Annotated in this window: 25 protein-coding genes; 10 read left to right on the top strand and 15 right to left on the bottom strand. The window is 39.7% G+C overall.

Features of this window, described 5'->3' with window-relative positions; genetic code table 11:
• The first annotated feature begins 69 nt into the window (after nucleotides 1–69).
• Together radA and JL001_RS06075 are read left to right on the top strand one after the other, a co-directional pair.
• Nucleotides 70–1443: a DNA repair protein RadA gene (gene radA, locus JL001_RS06080; protein ID WP_200975249.1), complete on the top strand. Its 1374-nt coding sequence runs from the start codon at nucleotides 70–72 to the stop codon at nucleotides 1441–1443.
• A gap of 422 nt (nucleotides 1444–1865) precedes the next feature.
• A complete protein-coding gene (locus JL001_RS06075; protein WP_200975248.1) occupies nucleotides 1866–2288 on the top strand; it encodes a secondary thiamine-phosphate synthase enzyme YjbQ in 423 nt (140 codons plus the stop codon).
• Nucleotides 2289–2367: 79 nt separating this feature from the next.
• Here the strand turns inward: JL001_RS06075 and JL001_RS06070 are convergent, their stop codons facing one another.
• Nucleotides 2368–3024 (bottom strand): HAD family phosphatase, encoded by a 657-nt coding sequence (locus JL001_RS06070; RefSeq protein WP_200975247.1) that lies wholly within the window; start codon nucleotides 3022–3024, stop codon nucleotides 2368–2370.
• A 176-nt stretch (nucleotides 3025–3200) separates the two neighbouring features.
• On the opposite strand from JL001_RS06070, the gene JL001_RS06065 reads away from it, so the two are divergent.
• From JL001_RS06065 to JL001_RS06045, 5 genes are all read left to right on the top strand, one after another.
• Nucleotides 3201–3611 (top strand): (deoxy)nucleoside triphosphate pyrophosphohydrolase, encoded by a 411-nt coding sequence (locus JL001_RS06065; RefSeq protein WP_200975246.1) that lies wholly within the window; start codon nucleotides 3201–3203, stop codon nucleotides 3609–3611.
• A gap of 17 nt (nucleotides 3612–3628) precedes the next feature.
• A complete protein-coding gene (locus JL001_RS06060; RefSeq protein WP_200975245.1) occupies nucleotides 3629–4465 on the top strand; it encodes a hypothetical protein in 837 nt (278 codons plus the stop codon).
• Nucleotides 4466–4702: 237 nt separating this feature from the next.
• Nucleotides 4703–5485 (top strand): HipA family kinase, encoded by a 783-nt coding sequence (locus JL001_RS06055; RefSeq protein ID WP_200975244.1) that lies wholly within the window; start codon nucleotides 4703–4705, stop codon nucleotides 5483–5485.
• Nucleotides 5463–5846 carry a DUF3037 domain-containing protein gene (locus tag JL001_RS06050; RefSeq protein WP_200975243.1) on the top strand — a complete coding sequence of 128 codons (384 nt, stop codon included), beginning with the start codon at nucleotides 5463–5465 and terminating at the stop codon, nucleotides 5844–5846. Before JL001_RS06055 ends, JL001_RS06050 begins: the two co-directional genes overlap by 23 nt.
• A gap of 155 nt (nucleotides 5847–6001) precedes the next feature.
• The gene (locus JL001_RS06045; protein ID WP_200975242.1) at nucleotides 6002–6676 is read left to right on the top strand and encodes a phospholipase D-like domain-containing protein; all 675 of its coding nucleotides are present in this window, start codon (nucleotides 6002–6004) and stop codon (nucleotides 6674–6676) included.
• Nucleotides 6677–6691: 15 nt separating this feature from the next.
• On the opposite strand, the gene JL001_RS06040 is transcribed toward JL001_RS06045, so the two are convergent.
• Nucleotides 6692–7297, bottom strand: coding sequence for a DUF1684 domain-containing protein (locus JL001_RS06040; protein WP_200975241.1), 606 nt, complete (start codon nucleotides 7295–7297; stop codon nucleotides 6692–6694).
• 107 nt (nucleotides 7298–7404) lie between these two features.
• Between JL001_RS06040 and JL001_RS06035 the strand changes: the two genes are divergently transcribed.
• The gene (locus JL001_RS06035; RefSeq protein ID WP_200975240.1) at nucleotides 7405–7632 is read left to right on the top strand and encodes a DUF2905 domain-containing protein; all 228 of its coding nucleotides are present in this window, start codon (nucleotides 7405–7407) and stop codon (nucleotides 7630–7632) included.
• Nucleotides 7633–7635: 3 nt separating this feature from the next.
• On the opposite strand, the gene JL001_RS06030 is transcribed toward JL001_RS06035, so the two are convergent.
• The 11 genes from JL001_RS06030 to JL001_RS05980 form a co-directional block, all read right to left on the bottom strand.
• Nucleotides 7636–8097 (bottom strand): hypothetical protein, encoded by a 462-nt coding sequence (locus tag JL001_RS06030; protein WP_200975239.1) that lies wholly within the window; start codon nucleotides 8095–8097, stop codon nucleotides 7636–7638.
• A gap of 18 nt (nucleotides 8098–8115) precedes the next feature.
• Nucleotides 8116–8706: a hypothetical protein gene (locus JL001_RS06025; protein ID WP_200975238.1), complete on the bottom strand. Its 591-nt coding sequence runs from the start codon at nucleotides 8704–8706 to the stop codon at nucleotides 8116–8118.
• A gap of 2 nt (nucleotides 8707–8708) precedes the next feature.
• Nucleotides 8709–10139, bottom strand: a complete 1431-nt coding sequence (locus tag JL001_RS06020) for an aspartate aminotransferase family protein (protein ID WP_370567353.1) — start codon at nucleotides 10137–10139, stop codon at nucleotides 8709–8711.
• 70 nt (nucleotides 10140–10209) lie between these two features.
• Nucleotides 10210–10968 (bottom strand): SDR family NAD(P)-dependent oxidoreductase, encoded by a 759-nt coding sequence (locus JL001_RS06015; protein ID WP_200975237.1) that lies wholly within the window; start codon nucleotides 10966–10968, stop codon nucleotides 10210–10212.
• A 142-nt stretch (nucleotides 10969–11110) separates the two neighbouring features.
• Nucleotides 11111–12370, bottom strand: coding sequence for an outer membrane beta-barrel protein (locus JL001_RS06010; protein WP_200975236.1), 1260 nt, complete (start codon nucleotides 12368–12370; stop codon nucleotides 11111–11113).
• Between the two features lie 123 nt (nucleotides 12371–12493).
• Complete coding sequence (locus JL001_RS06005) at nucleotides 12494–13120, bottom strand: hypothetical protein (protein WP_200975235.1); 627 nt, start codon at nucleotides 13118–13120, stop codon at nucleotides 12494–12496.
• A gap of 238 nt (nucleotides 13121–13358) precedes the next feature.
• Nucleotides 13359–13730, bottom strand: coding sequence for a VOC family protein (locus JL001_RS06000; RefSeq protein WP_200975234.1), 372 nt, complete (start codon nucleotides 13728–13730; stop codon nucleotides 13359–13361).
• A gap of 56 nt (nucleotides 13731–13786) precedes the next feature.
• Complete coding sequence (locus JL001_RS05995; RefSeq protein WP_200975233.1) at nucleotides 13787–14236, bottom strand: hypothetical protein; 450 nt, start codon at nucleotides 14234–14236, stop codon at nucleotides 13787–13789.
• Between the two features lie 259 nt (nucleotides 14237–14495).
• The gene (locus JL001_RS05990; protein ID WP_200975232.1) at nucleotides 14496–14687 is read right to left on the bottom strand and encodes a hypothetical protein; all 192 of its coding nucleotides are present in this window, start codon (nucleotides 14685–14687) and stop codon (nucleotides 14496–14498) included.
• Nucleotides 14688–14811: 124 nt separating this feature from the next.
• Nucleotides 14812–15237 (bottom strand): hypothetical protein, encoded by a 426-nt coding sequence (locus tag JL001_RS05985; protein ID WP_200975231.1) that lies wholly within the window; start codon nucleotides 15235–15237, stop codon nucleotides 14812–14814.
• A gap of 206 nt (nucleotides 15238–15443) precedes the next feature.
• Complete coding sequence (locus tag JL001_RS05980) at nucleotides 15444–15947, bottom strand: cupin domain-containing protein (protein ID WP_200975230.1); 504 nt, start codon at nucleotides 15945–15947, stop codon at nucleotides 15444–15446.
• 178 nt (nucleotides 15948–16125) lie between these two features.
• Here JL001_RS05980 and JL001_RS05975 point away from each other — a divergent pair, with 178 nt between their 5' ends.
• Together JL001_RS05975 and JL001_RS23280 are read left to right on the top strand one after the other, a co-directional pair.
• The gene (locus tag JL001_RS05975; RefSeq protein ID WP_370567352.1) at nucleotides 16126–18522 is read left to right on the top strand and encodes a peptidase S41; all 2397 of its coding nucleotides are present in this window, start codon (nucleotides 16126–16128) and stop codon (nucleotides 18520–18522) included.
• Complete coding sequence (locus tag JL001_RS23280; RefSeq protein WP_370567351.1) at nucleotides 18494–19315, top strand: S41 family peptidase; 822 nt, start codon at nucleotides 18494–18496, stop codon at nucleotides 19313–19315. Before JL001_RS05975 ends, JL001_RS23280 begins: the two co-directional genes overlap by 29 nt.
• Before the next feature lie 73 nt (nucleotides 19316–19388).
• On the opposite strand, the gene JL001_RS05970 is transcribed toward JL001_RS23280, so the two are convergent.
• A complete protein-coding gene (locus JL001_RS05970; protein ID WP_200975229.1) occupies nucleotides 19389–20789 on the bottom strand; it encodes a sulfatase-like hydrolase/transferase in 1401 nt (466 codons plus the stop codon).
• A gap of 57 nt (nucleotides 20790–20846) precedes the next feature.
• A complete protein-coding gene (locus JL001_RS05965; protein ID WP_200975228.1) occupies nucleotides 20847–21194 on the bottom strand; it encodes a VOC family protein in 348 nt (115 codons plus the stop codon).
• Between the last annotated feature and the right edge of the window lie 97 nt (nucleotides 21195–21291).

Below are 21291 nucleotides of genomic sequence, written 5' to 3'. Positions count from 1 at the left end.
TTTGGTGCCTGAGCATGACGAAGAACTCGAAGCCTTTTATAGATTAGCCCAATTTTCAACTACAAAATAATGCCTAAAATAAAGACTGCTTTTTTTTGTCAAAACTGTGGAGCGCAGAGTCCCAAGTGGGTGGGGAAATGTCCGGCCTGTGGAGAGTGGAACACTTATGTTGAAGAGGTTATCCACAAGGAAGAAACGGGCCGAGGAAGCTGGAAACAAGGGTCTGAAAAAACAAAGCGGAATAATTCACCTAGAAAACTTCAAGATATCAACTATGAAGAACATCCGAGGTTAGTGACCAAGGACCCTGAACTGGACCGGGTTTTGGGCGGGGGCATCGTTCCTGGCTCCCTGACCTTGATTGGTGGCGAACCGGGCATTGGCAAATCCACTTTGATGCTGCAGATTGCCTTGGTGCTGAACCAAACCAAAGTGCTCTATGTCTCTGGTGAAGAAAGTGAAAGTCAGATTAAAATGCGTGCCGAAAGGATGCTGTTTCATTCAGAAAACTGCTTTGTCCTATCGGAAACCAATACCCAAAACATTTTCCAACAGATAGAAGCTGTCAAACCGCAAGTATTGGTCATCGACTCTATCCAGACCTTGCATAGTAAACACGTAGAATCTGCTGCGGGGAGTGTTTCGCAGGTCAGGGAATGCACTGCTGAATTGATGAAATTCGCCAAAGAAACGGGCACTCCAGTATTCTTAATCGGTCATATCACCAAAGACGGCTCTATTGCAGGACCCAAAATATTGGAGCACATGGTCGATACTGTGTTACAGTTTGAGGGTGACCGACACCTTTCCTACAGGATTTTAAGAACCTCCAAAAACCGATTTGGTTCTACCAATGAACTGGGAATTTATGAAATGCGGGCAGATGGACTTCGTGGGGTGGCCAATCCTTCTGAAATCCTGCTCAGCCAACGTGAGGAAGTCTTGAATGGAGTCGCCATTGGTGCGATGCTGGAAGGAAACCGACCATTGGTGATTGAAATCCAAAGCCTGATCAGTCCCGCCACTTATGGTACTCCACAGCGCAGTAGTACAGGACATGATGCCAAACGGCTCAATATGCTCTTGGCAGTCCTGGAAAAAAGAGGAGGGATGCGGCTCGGCCAGCAGGATGTATTTCTCAATGTGGCGGGGGGCATGCGTGTGGATGACCCTGGTTTGGATTTAGCTGTTTGTGCGGCATTGATTTCCTCTTATGAGGATAGTCCCATTTCACCAGATCTATGTTTTGCGGGAGAAGTTGGTCTTGGGGGAGAAATCAGGGCCGTAAACAGGATTGAAAACCGAATAGCAGAGGCAGATAAATTGGGTTTTAAAAAGATCATTGTGTCTAAGTATGCGGTAAAGGGAGTTGACTTATCCACATTTGGCATCCAAGTCATCCCCGTCACCAAGCTCGAAGAAATGTATCAGCAGTTGTTTTAGGTTAATTTCCAAGTAAGTTTATCTAGATAAACTTATTCTAAATAATTTCCAATTTTGACCTGCTTTGTGAAAATTAAGTTTCTTGTTCTTTTCCATTGATGAAAAGAACCAAAAATCTAGGCCTGTGGAGCATACTTCAAATTGATCAATTTCATATCTAAATGGATTTCATTTTATCAATTTTATTTTGAAAAATTACTTCAGGTTAAAAATGAGTGGATCTTGCTTGTCCACTTCGCAAGCTAACTCATTTTCTATACACCTTCTGCAATTTTTCAAAACCGTATGCTCCAAGGGCCTAAGAGGTTACTCTGATAATACATCATACGACCAATTTGTTAAAAAAAATCGCCAAATAAAGGCTCTTCGGAAATATTACTATCTAACTCACAGTCGAAATAAAACTACATTAATTTAACCTTATGAAATTCTTTCAAAAACATATTTCTCTTCAACCTTATCGTAGGGGTTTTCATTTGATCACTGATGAAGTTGAGGCTGCCATACCTGAAATTAAGGAAATCCAACAGGGTACTTTACAGGTATTTATCCAACATACTTCTGCGGGCTTGACCATCAATGAAAATGCCGACCCTACGGTGCGAAAAGACTTCGAAACCTTTATCAATGACATGATTTCTGAAAGTTATCCACGGTTTATCCACACTTATGAAGGCCCTGATGATATGCCCGCCCATATCAAAAGTAGCCTCTTTGGCTGTACCGTAAATATTCCCATTTCAAGAGGAAAATTGGCCTTGGGAACTTGGCAAGGCATTTATTTGGGGGAATTCAGAAATTATGGCGGCGCGCGAAAATTAGTCATTACCGCAATGGGCAACTAAAAAAATAATGCGGAAGAAAGCTATTCACAACTTTTTCCACATTATTATGTATATTTTTTACTTTTTTATGTATTTGAAATTATACAAGCATTTCAAGTACTTTTTGGACTGAAAATTCGTTATAATTTTCAATATAATATTGGCAAGGAGGCAACTCTTCTTTGGTATGGGAAGTAAGGACACCTACCACCTGCATTCCTGCATTGATTCCGGCACTTACACCTGAGAAAGAATCCTCAAAGACCACGCAATCTTCAGGGTTTGTGGACAAGTTTTCCGCAGATTTCAAGTATACTTCTGGTTTGGGCTTATGGGTTTTTACATCTTCGCTGGCCATAAAGGATTCCATCTGGTTTCTGATACCCAAAGTATCGATAATCAAATCCATATTGGCACGAGGGGCAGAAGTCCCCACGCCCGTCTTAAAACCATGTTCTTTTAAACTTGACAAGAACTCCAAATAACCCGGCACGGGTGTTACTTGTGAGGCATATATTTCCCGAAACAAACCTTCCTTTTCATTTTCCAATTCTACCAATTCTTCCGCTGTAATTTCCTTATTCAAAAAGTAGCTGAAGATATAACTGTTGGGTTTTCCGTACATATGCGCCGCATACTCCTCTTGGCTAGGGTTCATGCCCCGCTTTTCAAAGAACCGATCAAAAGCTTGGCTATGGTAGGGGTTGGTATGACAGATGACTCCGTCCATATCGAATATAACTGCACGATTTTTCATGTCTCAAAATTAGGGCTTTTTACGAGATTGTTAAAGTAAGCGGCATTATTGCTTAGTTATTTGAAGGCTTCAGCAGCATCAGGTTTAGGTTTGAGTGGAGAGAAGTAAGCAATACAATTGGATTTTATCAACAAATTTAAGCTCATTCCCTATATTAGTTACCAAATCCAATTTCAATGCTTTCAGTAACCTGTGCTATTATTATTCGGGATGGATTGGTCCTGGCAGTCCAAAGGGGCAAAAAGATGAAAATGCCGGGCAAATGGGAATTTCCAGGTGGCAAGATAGAGGCAAATGAGTCGGAGGAAAATTGCCTTATCCGGGAGATTAAGGAAGAACTGCATTTGAATATAAAGATCGCAGAGAAGTTGCCTGAAGTAATCCATCATTATCCCGACTTTACCATTAAGTTGATTCCTTTTTTGGCGACCATTGAATCCGGTGAACTGTATTTATCAGAGCACCAGGCCTACCAGTGGCTGTCTAAAGACAAATTATTAGACTTGGACTGGGCTGAAGCAGATGAGCCCGTGATTAGAGAAATTTTAAAACGAAATAATGCAAAATGGAATTTTTTAGACAAATAACGGCCAATAATGTAGTCATGAAAGCCTATCCTTTCATAAAAGAGTTGGCAATGGAGGCTTATCTTATAGAAAACGAAGAAATTTTAAAATTGGATAATCGAAATTTCTCAGAAGTTGACGTATTAGATGCAGAAATAGCCTTAAAAAGTGGAAGAAAATCAGCTGATGGAAGAATCGACATTTTGGCAAAATATGGTGCAGAGTACCTAGGGATAGTAGAGTTAAAACTTAAAGAGATCAACAATCACAGTCTTTCCCAACTGGAAGACTATTTAAATGTTAAAGAACAGATTCTATCATTTGGAGATTATTGGGATGAAGAAGGGTATCCAAAATGGGTAGGAGTATTAATCGGGGATTCCATAAGTCCACAATTACAAGAACTTCTAGCAAACGGCTATGAATACAAAGGGATTCCAATTGCAGGAATGACTATTCGGCGGTTTAGAAGTGAAGCTAATGAAATTTTTGTGATATCTGATACTTTCTTTAAGTTCAATTACACATCAAAAGACTTCTCAAAATTTCATTTCAATGGAGAAAGTTACAATAAGGGAAGGTTGGTAAATGCGGTTATGAAATATTATGTTGAACTACATCCTTACATTACATACGCTGAATTAAAAAGAGATTTTCCAGACTGGATTCAAGGAAGTTTTGGGGTTTTTGAGACTTTTGAAAAAGCGGAAGATATTTTTCTAAATTCTGGACACAAAAGGTACTATATCAATCCGGAAGAAACCATAAGACTAAATGATAAAGTTATTTCCACTTGCACGCAATGGCGACCAGACAACATTCAAAAATTTATTGAAAGAAGTAATGAATATGGGCTTAATATAGAAGTAAATTGACCTGTTTCAAAGTAGAAAAATAGTGTCAGTATTTACTTATAAGTATTTCCTCTCCCGATGATTGACCAAAGAGGAATTATTGGATTTAGAATGAGCTAAGGCAGATCTGTCATTGGCTAAAGAGATTTTTAAAAAGAAATAATTTAAAATATATTATTCAATATTTGAACTGGGAAAAGTTGGTCGGTCGGATTAGAATCATCAGGCTTAGGCCCAGTTAACCTTTTTATCAAAACTATGGATTTACGCACTGTAAATGTGACCCGATATATCCTTCCACTCAGGGAGGGAGGCTCTTTGCCGGCTTTGACGGATGCCGACGATGGTTTCAAATATGTGTTGAAATTTCGTGGGGCAGGACAGCGGGAAAAAGCCCTGATTGCAGAAATGATCGGTGGTGAAATTGCCAGACTTTTGGGCTTCAAAGTACCAGAACTGGTATTTGCCTTTTTGGATCCGGCCTTTGGCCGATCGGAAGGAGATGAGGAAATCCAAGACCTGCTCAAAAGCAGCCAAGGCAAGAACCTCGCCCTGCACTTTCTCTCAGGAGCCATCAACTATGATGCTTTGGCCATGGAGGTGGATCCCTTGCTTGCTTCCAAAATCGTTTGGCTGGACATGCTGATCACCAATGTGGACCGCACCTTCCGAAATACCAATATGCTTATGTGGAACCGCGAACTATGGCTGATTGACCATGGGGCTTCCTTGCTTTTCCATCATGCCTGGACCAATTGGGAAAAAAGTGCCACCAAGCCTTTTCCCATTATCCAAAACCATGTCCTGCTTCCCAAAGCCAGTCAATTGGATGAAGCCAATGAAAGCTTTAAAAAGTTACTGAGTCCTGAAAAAATAAAAGAAATTGTCTCCCTGATTCCAAAAGAATGGCTGTTGGCAAGTGGCGATGGAGACGATGCTGAGACATTGCGAAATGTTTACCAAGAATATTTACAGCTGAGATTTTCTTATGCTGATCAATTTACCAAAGAAGCCCAAGATGCAAGAGCAGCACTTATTTGAATATGCCATCATCCGGGTGGTACCTCGGGTGGAAAGAGAAGAGTTTATCAACGCGGGAGTGATCCTTTGCGACGCTAAAAGTGGCTTCCTCAAAGTCAAGACCCATTTGAACGAAAACAAATTGTTGGCCTTGGATGCAGCAGCAGATATTGAAATGATCAAGCTCAACTTATCCTCTTTTGACAAAATCTGCTTTGGAAAAGACCACGGAGGAAAAATTGCGGAAATGGATCTCGCTTCACGGTTTCGATGGCTCACCGCAGTCAGAAGTTCTGTAATACAAACCTCTAGACCACATACCGGATTTTCCCAAGATTTGGATAAAACCTTAGTGAAGCTTTTTGAGGAAAATGTGCTTTAAGAGCTCATAAAATATTAAATTCCTATTTATCCACAGTGAAAGCTTCGCTGATCCAAGTTGAAAATGTCAATTCTCTCATTGTAAATTCTTATGTTAGATAAAATTAAGAAACTCAACTTCAATTGCTTCGGTTTATCTAACCAACTGAACAGATAATGCTTTCCTTAGAAAAAATAATTCAAGACTTCAAAGACAGCCTGCAAGATCATGTCCTTTCCCGTTCGGAAAGAAAGGCTTTAAAGGCTGATTTAAGTCACTTGTCCACACATGAAAGACAAGTTCTGCTATCCGAAATCAGACAAATGGCAGTGGAAAATACCGACGATATAAAAAGCCAAAACCTGATCCAATGGTTTTATGAGGCCATTAAAGTACTGAAGCAGGAACCGCAAGCTCCTTCTGCCACAGCTGCCTTTTTTAGTCCGGGAAATGCTTGTAGGGATGCAATCCGCCAAGAAATTAGGAATGCGAGTTCACTTATCCACATTTGTGTCTTTACTATTAGTGATGACCGCATCACAGAAGAACTACTACATGCCCATGATAGGAAAGTTCCCATCAAGATCATTACCGATGATGACAAGTCCTTTGATTTAGGCTCTGACATCGAGCAAATGGAACAAGCCGGAATTTTGGTGCAAAAAGACAATAGTCCTGTCCATATGCATCATAAGTTTGCGATTTTTGACCGCAAAAAGATCTTAACAGGAAGCTACAATTGGACAAGATCAGCTGCTGAATACAATTATGAGAACATTGTATTGTTAGAAGATATCCACACGGTCAGGACATTTGAAAAGGAGTTTGATCGATTGTGGAAATCTTTCTAAAATACTCAGTTGTCACTAATCATGAAATTTCATTACTCCTGCTTTAATCTCCAATGGTAAATCATTTTCTTTTGGAGGTATGGGACATGAATAGCGTGAATTGTAGGCACAGTAAGGATTATACGCTTTATTAAAATCAATAATTATTTCTTGATCTGAGGGAATTTCCAAGTCAATGAACCTTCCTCCACCATATGAGCTATCTCCATTGGTGAGATCCGTAAAAGGCAAAAACAAATGCGTCTTGAATTCTTCCCTTTCCCTTAGTTGGTGACTTTGGTAAATATTGAGTACATAGTTTTTGCCATCCAGTTCAAAATGCGCCTCTCCAAACTTTTCATAAATTGGCCTCCGTGTGGTAGTGGTCTTCATTCTAAAAGGCTTTTGATTCTCAGTCCTTACAAAAGTGGCCTTTATTTGTAATTTAGGGTTGATAGGAAAAAACGCAAGCTCTTCAAATTGCTCCAGGTCTTCACTTTTTAGGGGCGACTCATCAGGATTGGCAAACTCATCATTCAAGTGGTCTTGAAATGCCTGAATCTCTAGCGTATAACTATCCTGTGCAGAAACCCAAAACGATAAAAAGCATAATGCAAAGCAAATAGTCAAACAGTACTTCATTTTAAATAGGATTGAATGCATCCCCAAATATACTTGGCTTTTGCGAACACTACTATTTTTGGAAAATATTAATAACTTCATTGCTGAAGTGTCCACAATAAGCGCCTATGAACGCTGAAACTGCAAAATGGATAATAGGTATTGGGATCAGTATCACACTGATTGGGCTGGCGATTTATTTTCTGGGTGATAAGCTCAGTTGGCTCGGGAGGTTACCCGGTGATGTTCGGATAGAAAGGAAAAATTTCCGGTTTTACTTTCCCATAACCACCATGGTCCTGTTGAGCATTCTCGTTTCTTTGGTAATAAGACTTATTCAGTTTTTAAGCAAGTAGCACTCAGTTTCGAATGCTTTCTGAGAAAAAATCCTTCTTCCACAATTCCCTACAAGTGAAATTTACACTGTCTAAAATCTCATAAACATTTTTAGGCACAAAAGGGCTGAGGATAATTTGGTAATTGCCGTGACGATCCTTTTGAATGTCCATTTCATATTTGGTCTTGAAATGTAGTAACTCTCTGGGAAAAAATATTTGCACATGCGTCGAAGTCATTTCGGTATGAAAACCAAATCGTTGCTTCTTGTGGTGGTAATGTTGCAAAACAGACTTTTCTTGGAAAGACTTCTCTTGAATCACCAAAGAAGATTCCTGCCATAGCTTTGGATTAAATTGGTGCTTGACCTGAATATTTCCCTTGATAAAAGAGTAGGACACATGATGATCCAATTCCAGTTTCACCGGTACATTGTTTCGAATCCCTAGAAATCTCCAGAGATTGTCTATTTTTTTTACGTCCATAATGGTATTACTTTGGGTTTACTCTACAAGCCTAAAATAATCCTCTGCAGTCACCTTAAAAGCAAAACGCTCTTTTTCAGCTACCAATATTGGTTGCCATTCTTGATCAAATTTGACCTCAAAATCAATGTTCTCCTCAATTAATGGCGCCAACTTAGAAACAAAATCATAATGTGTAAAACGATCCCCAAACCTAAAGTATAATTCTCCTTGCTTTTGGCTTGATTGATTTTTCCATCTAATTTCTATTTCCTCAAGCTTTTCTAAAGCTTCAGATGGTTCTACGAAGATATAGGCTTCATTTTTTATACGGCTTAATATAATAGAAAGGTTGAGAAAAAGCAGTTTTTTGTCATTCGAATTTCTCGAGTACCTAAAAATATCCACTTTAGCATCATCTCTTCTTTCAATCTTATAGTAGATTTGCCGGACATTTTTAAAATACAATCGGCTAGCATCAGTAATATGCGTCACTTCTGCATCTCCTGTATTATCCGCTCTGTATTCATTGAAAAAAGAAAACACCAACACGATCCCCACCGATGCAAAACCAAAGATCTTAATGACCTTGATCAATTCCGGTGTAAATATAGGATCCCTACGTGCCATGATTAATTGGATGGTTTAATTATGTTTTTTAGCATTTCCATCAATAATGTCCAAGTTTTGTCAATGTGAGACTGGTTCACATCTGTTTGACCAATCACCCAGCGGATACAGTACTTTTCATCCAGCTTGGTATGGGTAAAAAAAGCTTTCCCTGTAGCATTAACTGACTCCATCCAACGCTGGTTAATTTCATTGAGCTTCTCAAAGCCAAACGACTTATCCACAAAACGGAAACAAATGGTATTCAACGGAATAGGAGAAAACAACTCCAAATTTGATTCATTTTCGACCAGATTTACCACAGATTGGGTCAAGGATAAATGCACCCTAAGCTTCTTTCTTATGCCTTCCAAACCATAACTCCGAAGTACAAACCAAAGTTTCAAAGCGCGAAACCTGCGACCCAGTTGTATTCCCCAATCCCGGTAGTTATTCACATCCTGATCATGGGAAGTTTTAAGGTATTCGGGCGTCATAGAGAAGGTATGGACCAAATGTTGGGCATCCTTCACATACAGGACAGAACAATCAAAATTGGTAAACATCCATTTGTGCGGATTAAAGACATAACTGTCTGCTTTCTCATGTCCTTTGCTCATCCAACGGTATTCCGGCAACAACAGAGCAGTGCCTGCATAGGCGGCGTCAATATGGTGCCACATGTTGTATTGGATACAAATATCCCCAATCTTATCAATAGGATCAATGGCCGTGGAACTGGTCGTTCCCAAAGCTGAAATCACACAAATGGGCTTATAGCCTTGCTGTAAATCAGCTTTTATGGCCAACTCAAGTGCTTCTGGATCCATAGCAAAGGATTTATCCACATTGATTTTGACCAAGTTCTCTTTCCCCAAACCAGCAATGCGCATCGCTTTGTCGACAGAAGAATGTACATGCAATGAACTGTATACCCTGTATTTTTCCTTGCCACTAAAGCCCCTTTGGTTAATGGCAAAACTGCTTGCCTTTTCCCTGGCAGCTAAAATGGCACAAAGTGTCCCGGTAGAAGCTGTATCTTGAATTACACCTTTCCAGTTAGAATCCAAACCCTTTGCATCCCGCAACCACTCCACGACTTTTTCTTCCAACTCCGTAGCAGCAGGGGAGGTCAACCAGGACATGCATTGAGCACCAAGCGTGGCCATCAGCATTTCAGCCAAAATGGAAGGTTCCGAATTATTGGCTGGGAAATACCCAAAAAAGGCTGGATGCTGCCAATGACTCATGCCCGGCATGATGATCTCTTCAAAGTCCTTAAAAATAGTTTCAAAACTGTCAGGTACTTCCGGAGCATCATTCGGAAGTTGTTGATAAATTTCACCAGGAGATACTTGGGGTGTTACCGGATAGCTCTCCTTTTGTTCCATATAATCTGCCATCCAATCCACCAACTCGTGGGCATGTTTTCGGAAATCCTTTTTGTTCATCATGGTTTATAGCGTTGAGTTGGAGCTGTATGTGTAAAAATGTATTGTCTATCAATTGCTACTTAGCATTTAATTAGTGCACATAAGAACCGGCATTGATATCTATGGTGCTACCTGTGGCATGATCTGCCAAGCCCGAGCAAAGTAGACAAATCATTGGAGCCAGATTCTGTGGCTCTGTTAATTTCTCCAAAGCAATATCATTCAATGCAAACTCTTCCCCATATTGGTCCATAAAATCCTGGGCCATGTCAGTGCGCACAAATCCAGGGGCAATGATAAATGCCCGGATTCCTTCTTTGCCATAATAGCGGGCAATAGAACGGGTAAAGCCCACCAATGCCGATTTTGAGGCAGCATAAGCCAAGTAATCTGGGGTATCCCCCCTAAAAGCAGCCCGGGAACTGATATTGATCAAGCGCCCGTTTTTATTTAAGCGGGCATGGTTGATAAACTCTTTGCTGATGATGGCCATTGCATGCACATTGACCGTCATGGTCTCCAGCCAATTGTCGGTCCATTCCTTAGTGGGAGCTTCATCAGAAATGGATTTGGCGATACCGGCATTGTTAATGACCCCATCAATCTTTCCATATTTGTCCACCAGTTTGAACAACCAGCCTTTTACTTGCTCCAAGTCAGAAAGATCGCATTGGACCAAGTGGGAAGTGTTGGGCAAAGAAGACTGTAAGGACTGCGCGGCTCCTTTGTTCCGGTTATAGTGGATCAACACTTCAGCTCCTGATGTGGATAACTGCGCAGCCAAGGCTCTTCCAATGCCTCTGGAGGCTCCTGTGACCAAAATCCGCTGGTTCTTAAGGGATATTTCCATTTTGCTCTGATTTTAAACTGACTAAAATTAACGAATGCCTCATCAATGACAAATTGATGCAAAATCATTGATTCTTCAAGTATAAAAAAAAGCCTGTCAAATTAGACAGGCTTTAAGGAAGCTAGAATGTGTGTTAGACTCCCTAAAATTGGAAATTGACTAAGATGCTATTTCGTATTACCGATGAACTTAACATTAGGAATTTAGACATGCCATTGCCTCTTTCATGTCTATATTCTATGCTGATGTATTTCAGTTTAATACCAGCGCCCAAGAGCAATCCTTGTTCGTATTTTCTTGTGTCTCTGATTAATTTATCAGGGCGTTCATCAAGATTATTATTATACATGATTGTTGTAACCTTTTCATTGGTTTCATTAAATGCCAAACCATTTGAAAGTCCAATATTTAAAAATGTCTTAATGTTTGCCAAAGGAAAAGTATACCTTACCATGTTATTTAACTTGATATAGCTATATCCCAAATCACTGTTGGTATAAGAGTAACCCTCATCGTTGGAATAGTTTTCCACCTCCTTGGAAAAATTGTATTGGCTATAAAGGAGTTCATTTTGAACGGACCATTTTCTTTGGTGCTTAGGGAATACTAACTCCAAACTTAGCCCAGCAGTAATGCCATAATCAAGATCATAATTGGCATCGACCAAATCCCTATGATCACTAGCATCACTCTTAAAAGTGAGGGAAGTGGAAGAGTAACCGACTATTAGACCAAATTTCGTGGTTATCTTTTCTTTTTTATTGTAAACCGTCATTGAATTTCCGCTGCATGAATTATAAAATTCAAAAAGCCTCAACATACTAACAGTATTATATTTGGTCCTATTTAATTTCTTGTCAAGTATTTGGCAATTCCCTAAATATAATTTCAATTGACCAATATATTTGTTATTTTCCTTGACGACCTTAGTACCTTCTGGGTTAATAGAATAGAACCTTTTGTATTCTAATAAAGTCAACTTTCCTTGGCTGAGTATGTAAAAATATTGTCGGTCATCAATGTTTTTGAATCTATATAGAGACTTTTGGCCAATAACCAGTTTTTGTAAAAACACATTTTTAACTTCAATATCTAAGGTTGCATTATCCTCTAAATTGGCAACTTTCTGAGCGTCAATTCCAATTGGCACTTTTGCCGATAAAAAGTGTTGGTCGTTAACCTGAAAAGCATAAATGTCCTCAGGTGCATAACTTTTTACATTTGAGGAATTATTTTCTTTGAATTCAATCTTATCAGGATTTACTGCCCAATCCCTAAAATCTATTTCTCCCCAAATGGTATCTTTCTGATAATCGATGACATAAGCCTTTTCAAAATTCTGCTGTGCATAAGTTAACCCATTGGCCAGCAAAACAACTAGTCCTAATAAAAATTTCTTCATTCCAATTCTATAACTGTATTGTTTTAAACAAATCAGCAACAAGAATACTAAAAAATAATACAACTAACTGCATAATGTAAATCAATGCCTTACTAACATACTTTTCTATAATAAACCAAACTATTAAAACTTGCTAATCAATTCGCTAAGTTCAGCATCAGAATAGTTTGAAATGATTCCTTCTTTTTTAGTCAAATAATTAGAAATGGCTTGATCTTTCAATTGATGTGATTCCTTTATTCCCCTGATAATTGTACCTAAATAGCTCTCGTCAGGTGGGGTATAAGGTTGAAATAATTCTCTTGAGGTAAAAGTAAAAATGGGTGCTCCTTCCTCTTCTCCCAAATGAAGCAAGAGATCATACCAACCTGCCTCTTCCAATACCTGCTTACCTTTGTCAATTACTTGGTCCAAGTCAATCCGCGGTCGGGAAGTAAGCGCATTTTCCTGCATCACCACATCCAAAAACTGTTCTTTTTTGATGAGGTACATCCTTGCTAAGGTCTGCTGGGAAGCTTCTTTCTCATGGTGGATAAATGCTACTCCACCTCCATTCCAGATCCTTGCTTTTTTGGCAAAATATAGCCTGTAAGGAACTTCAATACCTTTTTGCTTAATGGAAAGCGACTTATCCATACAGCCATTATATCGCCTACTAGCTCCTTTGGGTTGCCCACCACAGATGTAGCATAAAAATCGCTCATTCAACAAATTGGATCCATAACTGGCATACCAAATGTAATCGCTCATTGTTGTTCGAATAAAGTATGGAATTTTAGTTTGGGATAGTTAGAATACAATTTTGAGCCAGCAAGACATACAAAGCTTGCTTTTTCTAGTGATGCTTCTTCAGCTTTATGATTGCACCAAAAGGGCCAATTTATGGTTAGATCCTATTGAGCCGAAAGCTCAAAAATAATCCTATCATGTTATTTCTAGCATCTGAAATCTAACGTCTAGCACTAGCGTCTGGTCTAGCTTCTTGGTACTAAATATGTTGGTCGATCAACACAGGATTTCCATCAGGATCAATTAGGACGATGCTGGCAGGCCCAGTAGAGGAGGGGTTGGCTTCTTGATCGAGCTCCAGTCCACTAGCTTTCAATTGTTTTTGGATTTCCCGAACATCGTCAAAGCTCTCCAGAGTTTCGGCATTTTCATTCCAACCTGGGTTAAAAGTGAGAATATTTTGCTCAAACATGCCCTTAAAAAGCCCAATCAAGGCATTTTCATTTTTCATGATCAAATAGTGATGTTTCTCATTTCCACCAAAAACAGTAAAACCTAATTTTTCATAGAAAGCTTTGGATGCCTGCAAATCCTTGACAGCAAGACTTATGGAAAAAGCGCCTAGTTTCATGATTTTCTAAAGATTAGTGATCACTGAATATAAGCAATTTTTGTGGAAAGCTTTGATCACTGTTTGATGTACTTACCCTTACTAATGGTCAAAGAAGAACCCTCCTTTCTAGGATCCAGCATAAAGGCTCTGATATCACTAAGGGTTCTATATTTTTGAGTGAGCAATACTATATCACTATTGAATGAAAACCCAAAATTATTATTGCCTATGGACTTTTCCGCTTTCCACCTCCATTTTCCCTCTACTTGGTGATCACCCCAATAAACCACTGTGGTAGAATCAGATTTCAATTCAAAAGCGGTTATCACAGAGGCTGTGTCTTGACCGTTTTCCTCTATTGCTTGCTCCTCTCCCAATGTCCAAAAACCAATCAGCTCTTCTCTTTTGATAGCTGAGGTATCTCCATAATCAACATTTTCGTTCGCATCTGCATCTTCAAGATTATTCCAAAAGGCAATCAAACAGGCAAATAAGATCACCGCGACATATTTCAAGTTTTTCATAATTAAATCAGTTATAATTTTACGTACCTCCCGTTGTCAAAAGTCATGGGAGTTCCATTCACCAATGAGTCCAGCTTAAAAGAAAAAACACCTGTGTGCTTCCCATTTTCATCTACTTGAAGAATCATATCTCCACTAAGATAGGCTTTTGCCTTACCTATTTTGAATGGCTTTCCCCCTACATTCCATCTTCCCTCAACTACCTCGGTCCCGTAATGAATTTGTGCTGTGGAATCGGCTTTAAGTTCAAATCGGGCTATTAATTTTTTTTGCTTTCATCTGCAACAACTTGCTCATTTAGCGCCCATGTACCGATAAGTTTCTGTCTCCTGCTCTGTGCTTTCGCATCTACTTCCTGGTCGGCTTCCTTTATGACCTTCTTTTCGGAGACATTGCAAGACAACAATATTAAGATGGAAAACAAAAACAGTAGGCTATTTAAAAATCTCATATTGGAATAGTTATGGTTGATAAAAATTCAATTTAATGCCAATCTGAAAACCAATTTATCCATCAGCCAAGTTATCATTTTATAGTTAACCTAACTGTTGGATAAATTATTTGACCTAAGTCACTTATTGTTTCTCATACGTTTCACCACCAGCACTTACCAGCTGTGATGCTGCTTCACCTAGTTTATATGCAATAAAATCAATGTGAGATTGATCCCGATGTACTTCAAGTATCACAACGGAATTGGACCAAGGTGACTTTGCATACCTAGCTGCGAATTTGCTGTCCTTTTCCACAAATTTCCATGATCCTTTTACTTCTCTTTTTCCTAACAAAATACTAGCTGTCGAGTCAGCATGGAGTTGAAAGCTTCTAATTTCATCCTTCCTGGATGCTTCATAGGGCTGAAGGTTCGATAACTCCCATGAAGCAACAAAATCTTCTCTTTTGGCCTCTTCTTGGACTGTCCACATTCCATGCTCATAAGAAAAAGAGGAAAGTACCAACAGCAAAACAGGGATTAAAACAAAAATTGATTTCTTCATCATTAACAAAATTTTATGGTTTAAATAATAGAAAATAGCATTACCTAAAAAATGGTAATCAGCTTCAAAGCTAATTAAGTTTAGACTAATCACGCAACAAAAATAGGTCAGTAGGTCTAAAATATCGGTAAATGAACGTTTTTTATCGGTGAATATTACTTGCGAAAAGTTCAATGTACAAAATCAAGTCTCCCAATTATTAGAAAACTCTAAATACCTCTTGTGAGTCTTTTGACCAATTCTTTATGCTGAGGAAATTCTGATGCTAATTTTTCACATTCGGCCAACTCAAAATCTCGAAAGTCAAAACCCGGTGCCACTGTGCAACCTACCAAGGCAAAACTCTCTTTTTCCACCAGCTCAGCGGCAAACCAATAACCCGCAGGAACAGTAAATTGGAGCAACGCACCATTCCATATATCACTGCCTATGATATACTGTTGTAACTTTCCATTTGGTGAAATGGTAAATAAACGAACCGGAGAGCCTATGTAAAAGTGCCAGGTTTCGTCCTGTTTGATGCGATGAAAGGCTGAAAAAGTATCAGATGTCAGCAAAAAGTAAATGCTGGTTGCATAATTTCTTTTCCCTTCCATTCCCTCAGAAAGATTAGCAGAATCAATCTCCCCTTTGCTTCTATACACTTCTTTAAAATAACCTCCTTCAGGATGAGCTTCCAAGCCCAACTTATCGATGATGTTTTTGTAATCCATTACTCCGAATCTATAAAATGTTCTACATACCTATGTCATGAACATAGGCATATATTTTTAGCCATACAATCAGAGGACAAATACAGAAAGCGCCCAATCCAGTTTGTTTAAAATTTCATCATTTTTTTCCATCTTTAATAATTCAACTTTTAAATACGCTTCCCTTTAATAAAATCCTATGAGACAACTCCTTACCCTTACATTTCTGCTTATAACTATTGCTATCTCCCAGGCACAAACTACACCCAAATGGATCCGTTATCCAACCATCTCACCAGATGGAAAAAACATTGCTTTCACATACAAAGGTAATTTATATCGCGTCCCTTCAGCTGGAGGGGATGCCCTTCAACTTACTTTCCACTCATCGCATGATTTTATGCCGGTGTGGAGCAAGGACGGCAAATCAATAGCATTTGCTTCTGAGCGATATGGAAATTTTGATGTGTATGTGATGGATGCTCTGGGTGGACCGGCCAAACGCCTGACATTTCACAGTGCAAACGAATATCCCTATTCATTTTCTGCTGATGACAAGGCGGTCATTTTTGGGGCAAGTAGACAGGACTTGGCCATTCACCGACAGTATCCCGCCAGTTACCAGCCAGAACTTTACCAAGTTCCCGTTTCAGGAGGCTGGGTAGACCAGCTGCTTACCATTTCTGCAGATGATGTGCAGGGCAGTAAAGACGGAAAAACCATGCTCTATCATGATCGTCCGGGAAGAGAGGATGAATGGAGAAAGCATCACATTTCTGCTGTTACTCGGGATATATGGAAATATGATGTGGAAAGCCAAGAACATGAAATGATTACCACTTTTAAAGGGGAAGACAGACAACCGGTTTTTGATGAAAATGAAGAAAATATCTATTACCTAAGCGAAGAAAGTGGAAATTTCAATGTCCATCAACTGAACTTATCCCAGCCGGAGAACAATACTCAAGTCACTGACTTTGATACATTTCCAGTGAGGTTTTTAAGTTTTGGAGGAAGCACCCTATCTTTTGGCTATGATGGTGAGCTTTACACACTTCAAGCAGGTGCAGCACCAAAAAAGGTACAAGTAAATATCCGGACCCAAGACAGTCAAAACACGGACAGCTATATCGCCATACAAGGAGGTGTTCAAGAAATGTCCATTTCACCCAATGGAAAGGAAATCGCTTTTATCGCTCGAGGAGAGGTTTTTGTCACTGCGGTGGATGGATCACTAACCAAGAGAATCACCAATACACCTGAAGCAGAAAGATTTGTATCTTTTACGACAGACGGAAAAGGAGTAGTTTATTCCAGCGAACGTGAGGGAAAATGGAGCATTTTCAAAACCGAAAAAACCCGCAGTGATGAACCTTTTTTCTATGCATCAACCCTTTTAAAGGAGGATACTTTAATCAGTAGTGATACAGACAGCTATTTACCTTCCTTTTCACCAGATGGCAAGCAATTGGCTTACGTGTCTGATAGAAGAACACTCAAAGTAAGAAACCTGGAAAGTAAAAATGAGGTAGAGTTGCTTTCTCGAAAAGAGCTATTCCACATGAGAGATGGGGACAAATACTTTACTTGGAGCCCCGACAGTAAATGGCTTCTGGTCGGATGGGGAAAAACTTTGAGCAATAGTGAAATCTTGCTGATGGCAGCTGATGGGAGCAAAAAAGAAAACCTCACTGAGAGTGGCTACTATGATTCAAGTCCCAAATGGGTCAATGAAGGAAAACAATTGATCTGGTTTAGCAATCGAAATGGCCTGAAAAGCTATGCCACCAGCGGCCGCAGCGAAGATGATGTATACGCCATGTTCTTCAGTCAAGATGCTTATGATGAATTTAGACTTTCTGAAGAGGACTATAAACTAAAAAAGGCACTGAAAGAGGCTAAAAAGGAAGATTCCAAAGAAGATGAGAAGGAGAAAAAAAGCAAGAAAGATGCAAAAGAAGAGGAACAATTAGAACCAATTCAATTCGACTGGGAAGGAATCAGGGAGCGAAAAGCTAGATTAACCACACATTCCAGTAATCTCAGTGATGCCGTGCTTTCCAAAGACAATGAAAAAATCTACTATCTTTCTAGTTTTGAAGATAAAAACAACCTATGGGAAGGAAATCTGCGCAATGGAGAAACCAAAATGGCCATCAAACTCAATACCGGAGGAGGTAGCTTGCTTTGGGACAAAGAATTGGAAAACCTTTATCTATTGGCCGGCGGCAATATTTCCAAGCTAAATGTCAAAGAGGGCAAGTCGGAAAACATTAAAATCGCCGGAGATATGTACTTGGATGAGGACCTAGAAAGAAAAAGCATGTTTGATCATGTTTACATCCGTACTAAAAATATTTTTTATGAACCTACTTATCATGGAAATAACTTCGACACCCTGTATGCACAATATAAAAAATACTTGCCTCACTTGGGCAACTCTTTCGAGTTTGCGGAAATGGTATCAGAAATGCTCGGAGAATTGAACGTCTCCCATACCGGTGCCAGATACCGAAACTCATCTAAAAATGGGGACAAGACAGCTTCATTGGGCATATTTATGGATTATGATTATAAAGGAGAAGGCAGCCTTTGACATTGAGCAGGGAATGGTTATTCAATCCATTGATGGAGTTCCCATTTCTCTTGACAAGGACGTCGCTTCTTATCTTAATCATAAGGAAGGAAAGTTTTTACTGTTGGATATCTCAGATGCCGAGGGAACAGATACCAAGCAAATCACCGTCAAACCGATAAGCCTTTCTGAAGAGTCCAGCTTATTGTACAAAAGATTCGTCAGAATCAATAGAAAAGAGGTAGAGGAAAAAAGCAATGGGCAGTTGGGTTATGTCCATATTCCGGGTATGAGTGATGAGCCATACCGTTCCATCTATGAAGATATGATGGGCAAATACTTTGATTCCAAAGGCGTAGTAGTGGATACTCGGTTCAATAGTGGCGGGGACCTAGTTGCTGATCTTGCAACTTTCTTTACGGGAACACATTTCATAACCTATGCCACCGAAGACAAAATAGTAGGAGGAGAGCCCACTTCCAGATGGACCAAGCCTACTGTATCTTTATTCAATGAAAGCATGTATTCTGATGGTCATTGTTATGCCTGCGGTTACACTGATTTAAATATTGGAACCACCATTGGCATGCCCGTGCCTGGTACCTGTAGTTTCGCAGGTTGGGAAATGCTTCCAGACGGTACGGTTTGGGGAACTGTCCCCATAAGTGCCAAAGATAAGTCAGGTGAATGGATGGAAAACAACCAGACCGAACCTGCCATAAGGATCAAAAATATGCCAGGTATTATCGATAAAGGAAGAGACCAGCAATTGGAAAAGGCTATTGAAGTTCTATTAAAAGAAACATCAGAGTAAATGTTCTTCACTAGATATCTAACTAAGGAGGCAGCACAAATGACATAACTGCCTCCTTTACCTACCATATCCGCTACTTCATGGCTGAATTTAGACCATGACGGTCAATATCCTCACGGATCTTCCGATTATTCCAATACCACTGTATCACCTTATGGCTTAGCTGACCTGCTAATTCTGTGTTTTGACTGGCGAGATTGGAGGTTTCATTCCGATCCTTTTCCAAATCATAAAGCTCTACCGAAGTACTGTCGCCATTGACCAAAAGCTTCCAGTTTTCATGACGAATGGCCAAGTGGGGACTCCGGTGATGCTCCTGGCGGGGATGATTGAAATGCTCATTTCTCCCAAAGTCCCATAAAAGGTCTTTTTTCCTTTCTGCGGTCAGATTTCCTAATAATGCCTCACTCAAATCTTCTCCGGCAGGCTGGTATTTTTCAGGAACTTTTGCTCCGGTAATGGCTGCCAAGCTCGGTAATAAGTCCACAGCGCCTATGATAGTTTGATTATTGGTTTGTCCGGGCTGAACCACTGCTGGCCAGCTCACAATAAATGGCATACGAATGCCACCTTCATACAAACTGTTTTTAGCTCCCCTTTGGCTGTTGGTCCTGATCTGCTCATAAGTGGGTGCAGCTCCATTGTCACTGGTAAAGATGATCATCGTATTTTCAGCGATGCCCAAATCCTCCAAACCAGCCATCAATCGACCAATTTGTCTGTCATATTCCTCCAATACAGGAATAAAATTGGGTTTACTGGGCCAAGTATCTCGCTGATCATAAAATTCTTCATTGGGAATCCATGGGTCATGCATATCATCCGGCCAAAAATTCACAAAACAAGGCACTTCTTTGTTTCGGGCTAGGAAGTCCAAAGTCTTGTCTACAAAATAACCCGTCCTTTCCCATCTTTCGATGCTATCTTCTTCACTCCAGATCCAGTTGGAAGCAGTAATCAGCTTATCCGGATCGGGACCTTCATAGGTGGTGGTATATTCATCAAAACCATATTCCGTGATTTGGGGTGCATCGTCCACATCACGGCCACCTCCCATATGCCACTTGCCAATGTGGCTGGTCTTGTAACCAACCGTCTTGAGCACTTTGGCCATAGAAGGTGCGGTAGGATCCAGAAAATCAAACTGCTCACAATTGGTGTTGCCCTTTCTGCTGTGCAAAAATGTATTGATGCCCCATTCGGTAGGAAACATTCCTGTGGTAATGCCCACTCTCGAAGGAGAACATACAGGAGCGGCAGAATAATAATGGTTAAATTTTATGCCTTTGCTGGCCAGTTGGTCTATATGGGGAGTTTTGACCCAGCCGCTATTGTAGCAAGATAAATCACCCACTCCCATGTCATCGGTATAAATGATAATTATATGTGGCTTTTTAAGCGATTCGGATTGGTTGGTGTTTTGATTACAGGAAAAAGTGGCTAAAAAGAACAAGGATAAAACTATTCTGATCATATGTTTAAGGTTTTATTGGGTTAAATGAATGGGGCTGCAAAAACAACAATTGTAATTTTAATGGTCAGACCATACTGCCAATTCATTCCCAGCAGGATCTAAAAAATGAAATCTTCTCCCTCCAGGAAATGAAAAAATGTCAACCGATATTTTTCCTCCGCAATCTTCAATTGTTTTTTTTACCCTTTTGAGGTCTTCATGATAAAGTACTACCAAGGTACCATTTACTACAGTTTCATCAGTCTTCATAAAACCACCTTCCAAACCACTCTCAGAAAAAGCCACGTATTCCGGTCCATAATCGGTAAACTTCCAACCGAATGCCTTTTGATAAAATTGCTTGATCGCTTCCAGGTCTGAAGCCTTAAATTCTAGGTAATTGATATGGTTGTTTTTGGCGGTCATGATGAGGGTTTGATTTAATTGAGAGATTCATTCCACTTTTAATTTACAAAGCTTAAGATGAAAAGAAGCAATTTTTGAAGGTAAAGCAAATAAGCAT

The organism is Echinicola sp. 20G, from assembly GCF_015533855.1.
GTDB lineage: Bacteria > Bacteroidota > Bacteroidia > Cytophagales > Cyclobacteriaceae > Echinicola.
This window is presented reverse-complemented; position numbering and strand designations above follow the sequence as displayed.

Bases quoted from the DNA above. Each gene is read 5' to 3' on its own strand.
- JL001_RS05980 (WP_200975230.1), bottom strand. From the start codon at position 15,947: ATGGATTACAAAAACATCATCGATAAGTTGGGCTTGGAAGCTCATCCT.
- JL001_RS06065 (WP_200975246.1), top strand. From the start codon at position 3,201: ATGCTTTCAGTAACCTGTGCTATTATTATTCGGGATGGATTGGTCCTG.
- JL001_RS05990 (WP_200975232.1), bottom strand. From the start codon at position 14,687: ATGAGATTTTTAAATAGCCTACTGTTTTTGTTTTCCATCTTAATATTG.
- JL001_RS05975 (WP_370567352.1), top strand. From the start codon at position 16,126: ATGAGACAACTCCTTACCCTTACATTTCTGCTTATAACTATTGCTATC.
- JL001_RS05970 (WP_200975229.1), bottom strand. From the start codon at position 20,789: ATGATCAGAATAGTTTTATCCTTGTTCTTTTTAGCCACTTTTTCCTGT.
- JL001_RS06055 (WP_200975244.1), top strand. From the start codon at position 4,703: ATGGATTTACGCACTGTAAATGTGACCCGATATATCCTTCCACTCAGG.
- JL001_RS06075 (WP_200975248.1), top strand. From the start codon at position 1,866: ATGAAATTCTTTCAAAAACATATTTCTCTTCAACCTTATCGTAGGGGT.
- JL001_RS06025 (WP_200975238.1), bottom strand. From the start codon at position 8,706: ATGGCACGTAGGGATCCTATATTTACACCGGAATTGATCAAGGTCATT.
- JL001_RS06060 (WP_200975245.1), top strand. From the start codon at position 3,629: ATGAAAGCCTATCCTTTCATAAAAGAGTTGGCAATGGAGGCTTATCTT.
- JL001_RS06015 (WP_200975237.1), bottom strand. From the start codon at position 10,968: ATGGAAATATCCCTTAAGAACCAGCGGATTTTGGTCACAGGAGCCTCC.
- JL001_RS06010 (WP_200975236.1), bottom strand. From the start codon at position 12,370: ATGAAGAAATTTTTATTAGGACTAGTTGTTTTGCTGGCCAATGGGTTA.
- JL001_RS06070 (WP_200975247.1), bottom strand. From the start codon at position 3,024: ATGAAAAATCGTGCAGTTATATTCGATATGGACGGAGTCATCTGTCAT.
- JL001_RS06040 (WP_200975241.1), bottom strand. From the start codon at position 7,297: ATGAAGTACTGTTTGACTATTTGCTTTGCATTATGCTTTTTATCGTTT.
- radA (WP_200975249.1), top strand. From the start codon at position 70: ATGCCTAAAATAAAGACTGCTTTTTTTTGTCAAAACTGTGGAGCGCAG.
- JL001_RS05965 (WP_200975228.1), bottom strand. From the start codon at position 21,194: ATGACCGCCAAAAACAACCATATCAATTACCTAGAATTTAAGGCTTCA.
- JL001_RS06000 (WP_200975234.1), bottom strand. From the start codon at position 13,730: ATGAAACTAGGCGCTTTTTCCATAAGTCTTGCTGTCAAGGATTTGCAG.
- JL001_RS06020 (WP_370567353.1), bottom strand. From the start codon at position 10,139: ATGATGAACAAAAAGGATTTCCGAAAACATGCCCACGAGTTGGTGGAT.
- JL001_RS06035 (WP_200975240.1), top strand. From the start codon at position 7,405: ATGAACGCTGAAACTGCAAAATGGATAATAGGTATTGGGATCAGTATC.
- JL001_RS06030 (WP_200975239.1), bottom strand. From the start codon at position 8,097: ATGGACGTAAAAAAAATAGACAATCTCTGGAGATTTCTAGGGATTCGA.
- JL001_RS05995 (WP_200975233.1), bottom strand. From the start codon at position 14,236: ATGAAAAACTTGAAATATGTCGCGGTGATCTTATTTGCCTGTTTGATT.
- JL001_RS06045 (WP_200975242.1), top strand. From the start codon at position 6,002: ATGCTTTCCTTAGAAAAAATAATTCAAGACTTCAAAGACAGCCTGCAA.
- JL001_RS05985 (WP_200975231.1), bottom strand. From the start codon at position 15,237: ATGATGAAGAAATCAATTTTTGTTTTAATCCCTGTTTTGCTGTTGGTA.
- JL001_RS06005 (WP_200975235.1), bottom strand. From the start codon at position 13,120: ATGAGCGATTACATTTGGTATGCCAGTTATGGATCCAATTTGTTGAAT.
- JL001_RS06050 (WP_200975243.1), top strand. From the start codon at position 5,463: ATGCAAGAGCAGCACTTATTTGAATATGCCATCATCCGGGTGGTACCT.
- JL001_RS23280 (WP_370567351.1), top strand. From the start codon at position 18,494: ATGATTATAAAGGAGAAGGCAGCCTTTGACATTGAGCAGGGAATGGTT.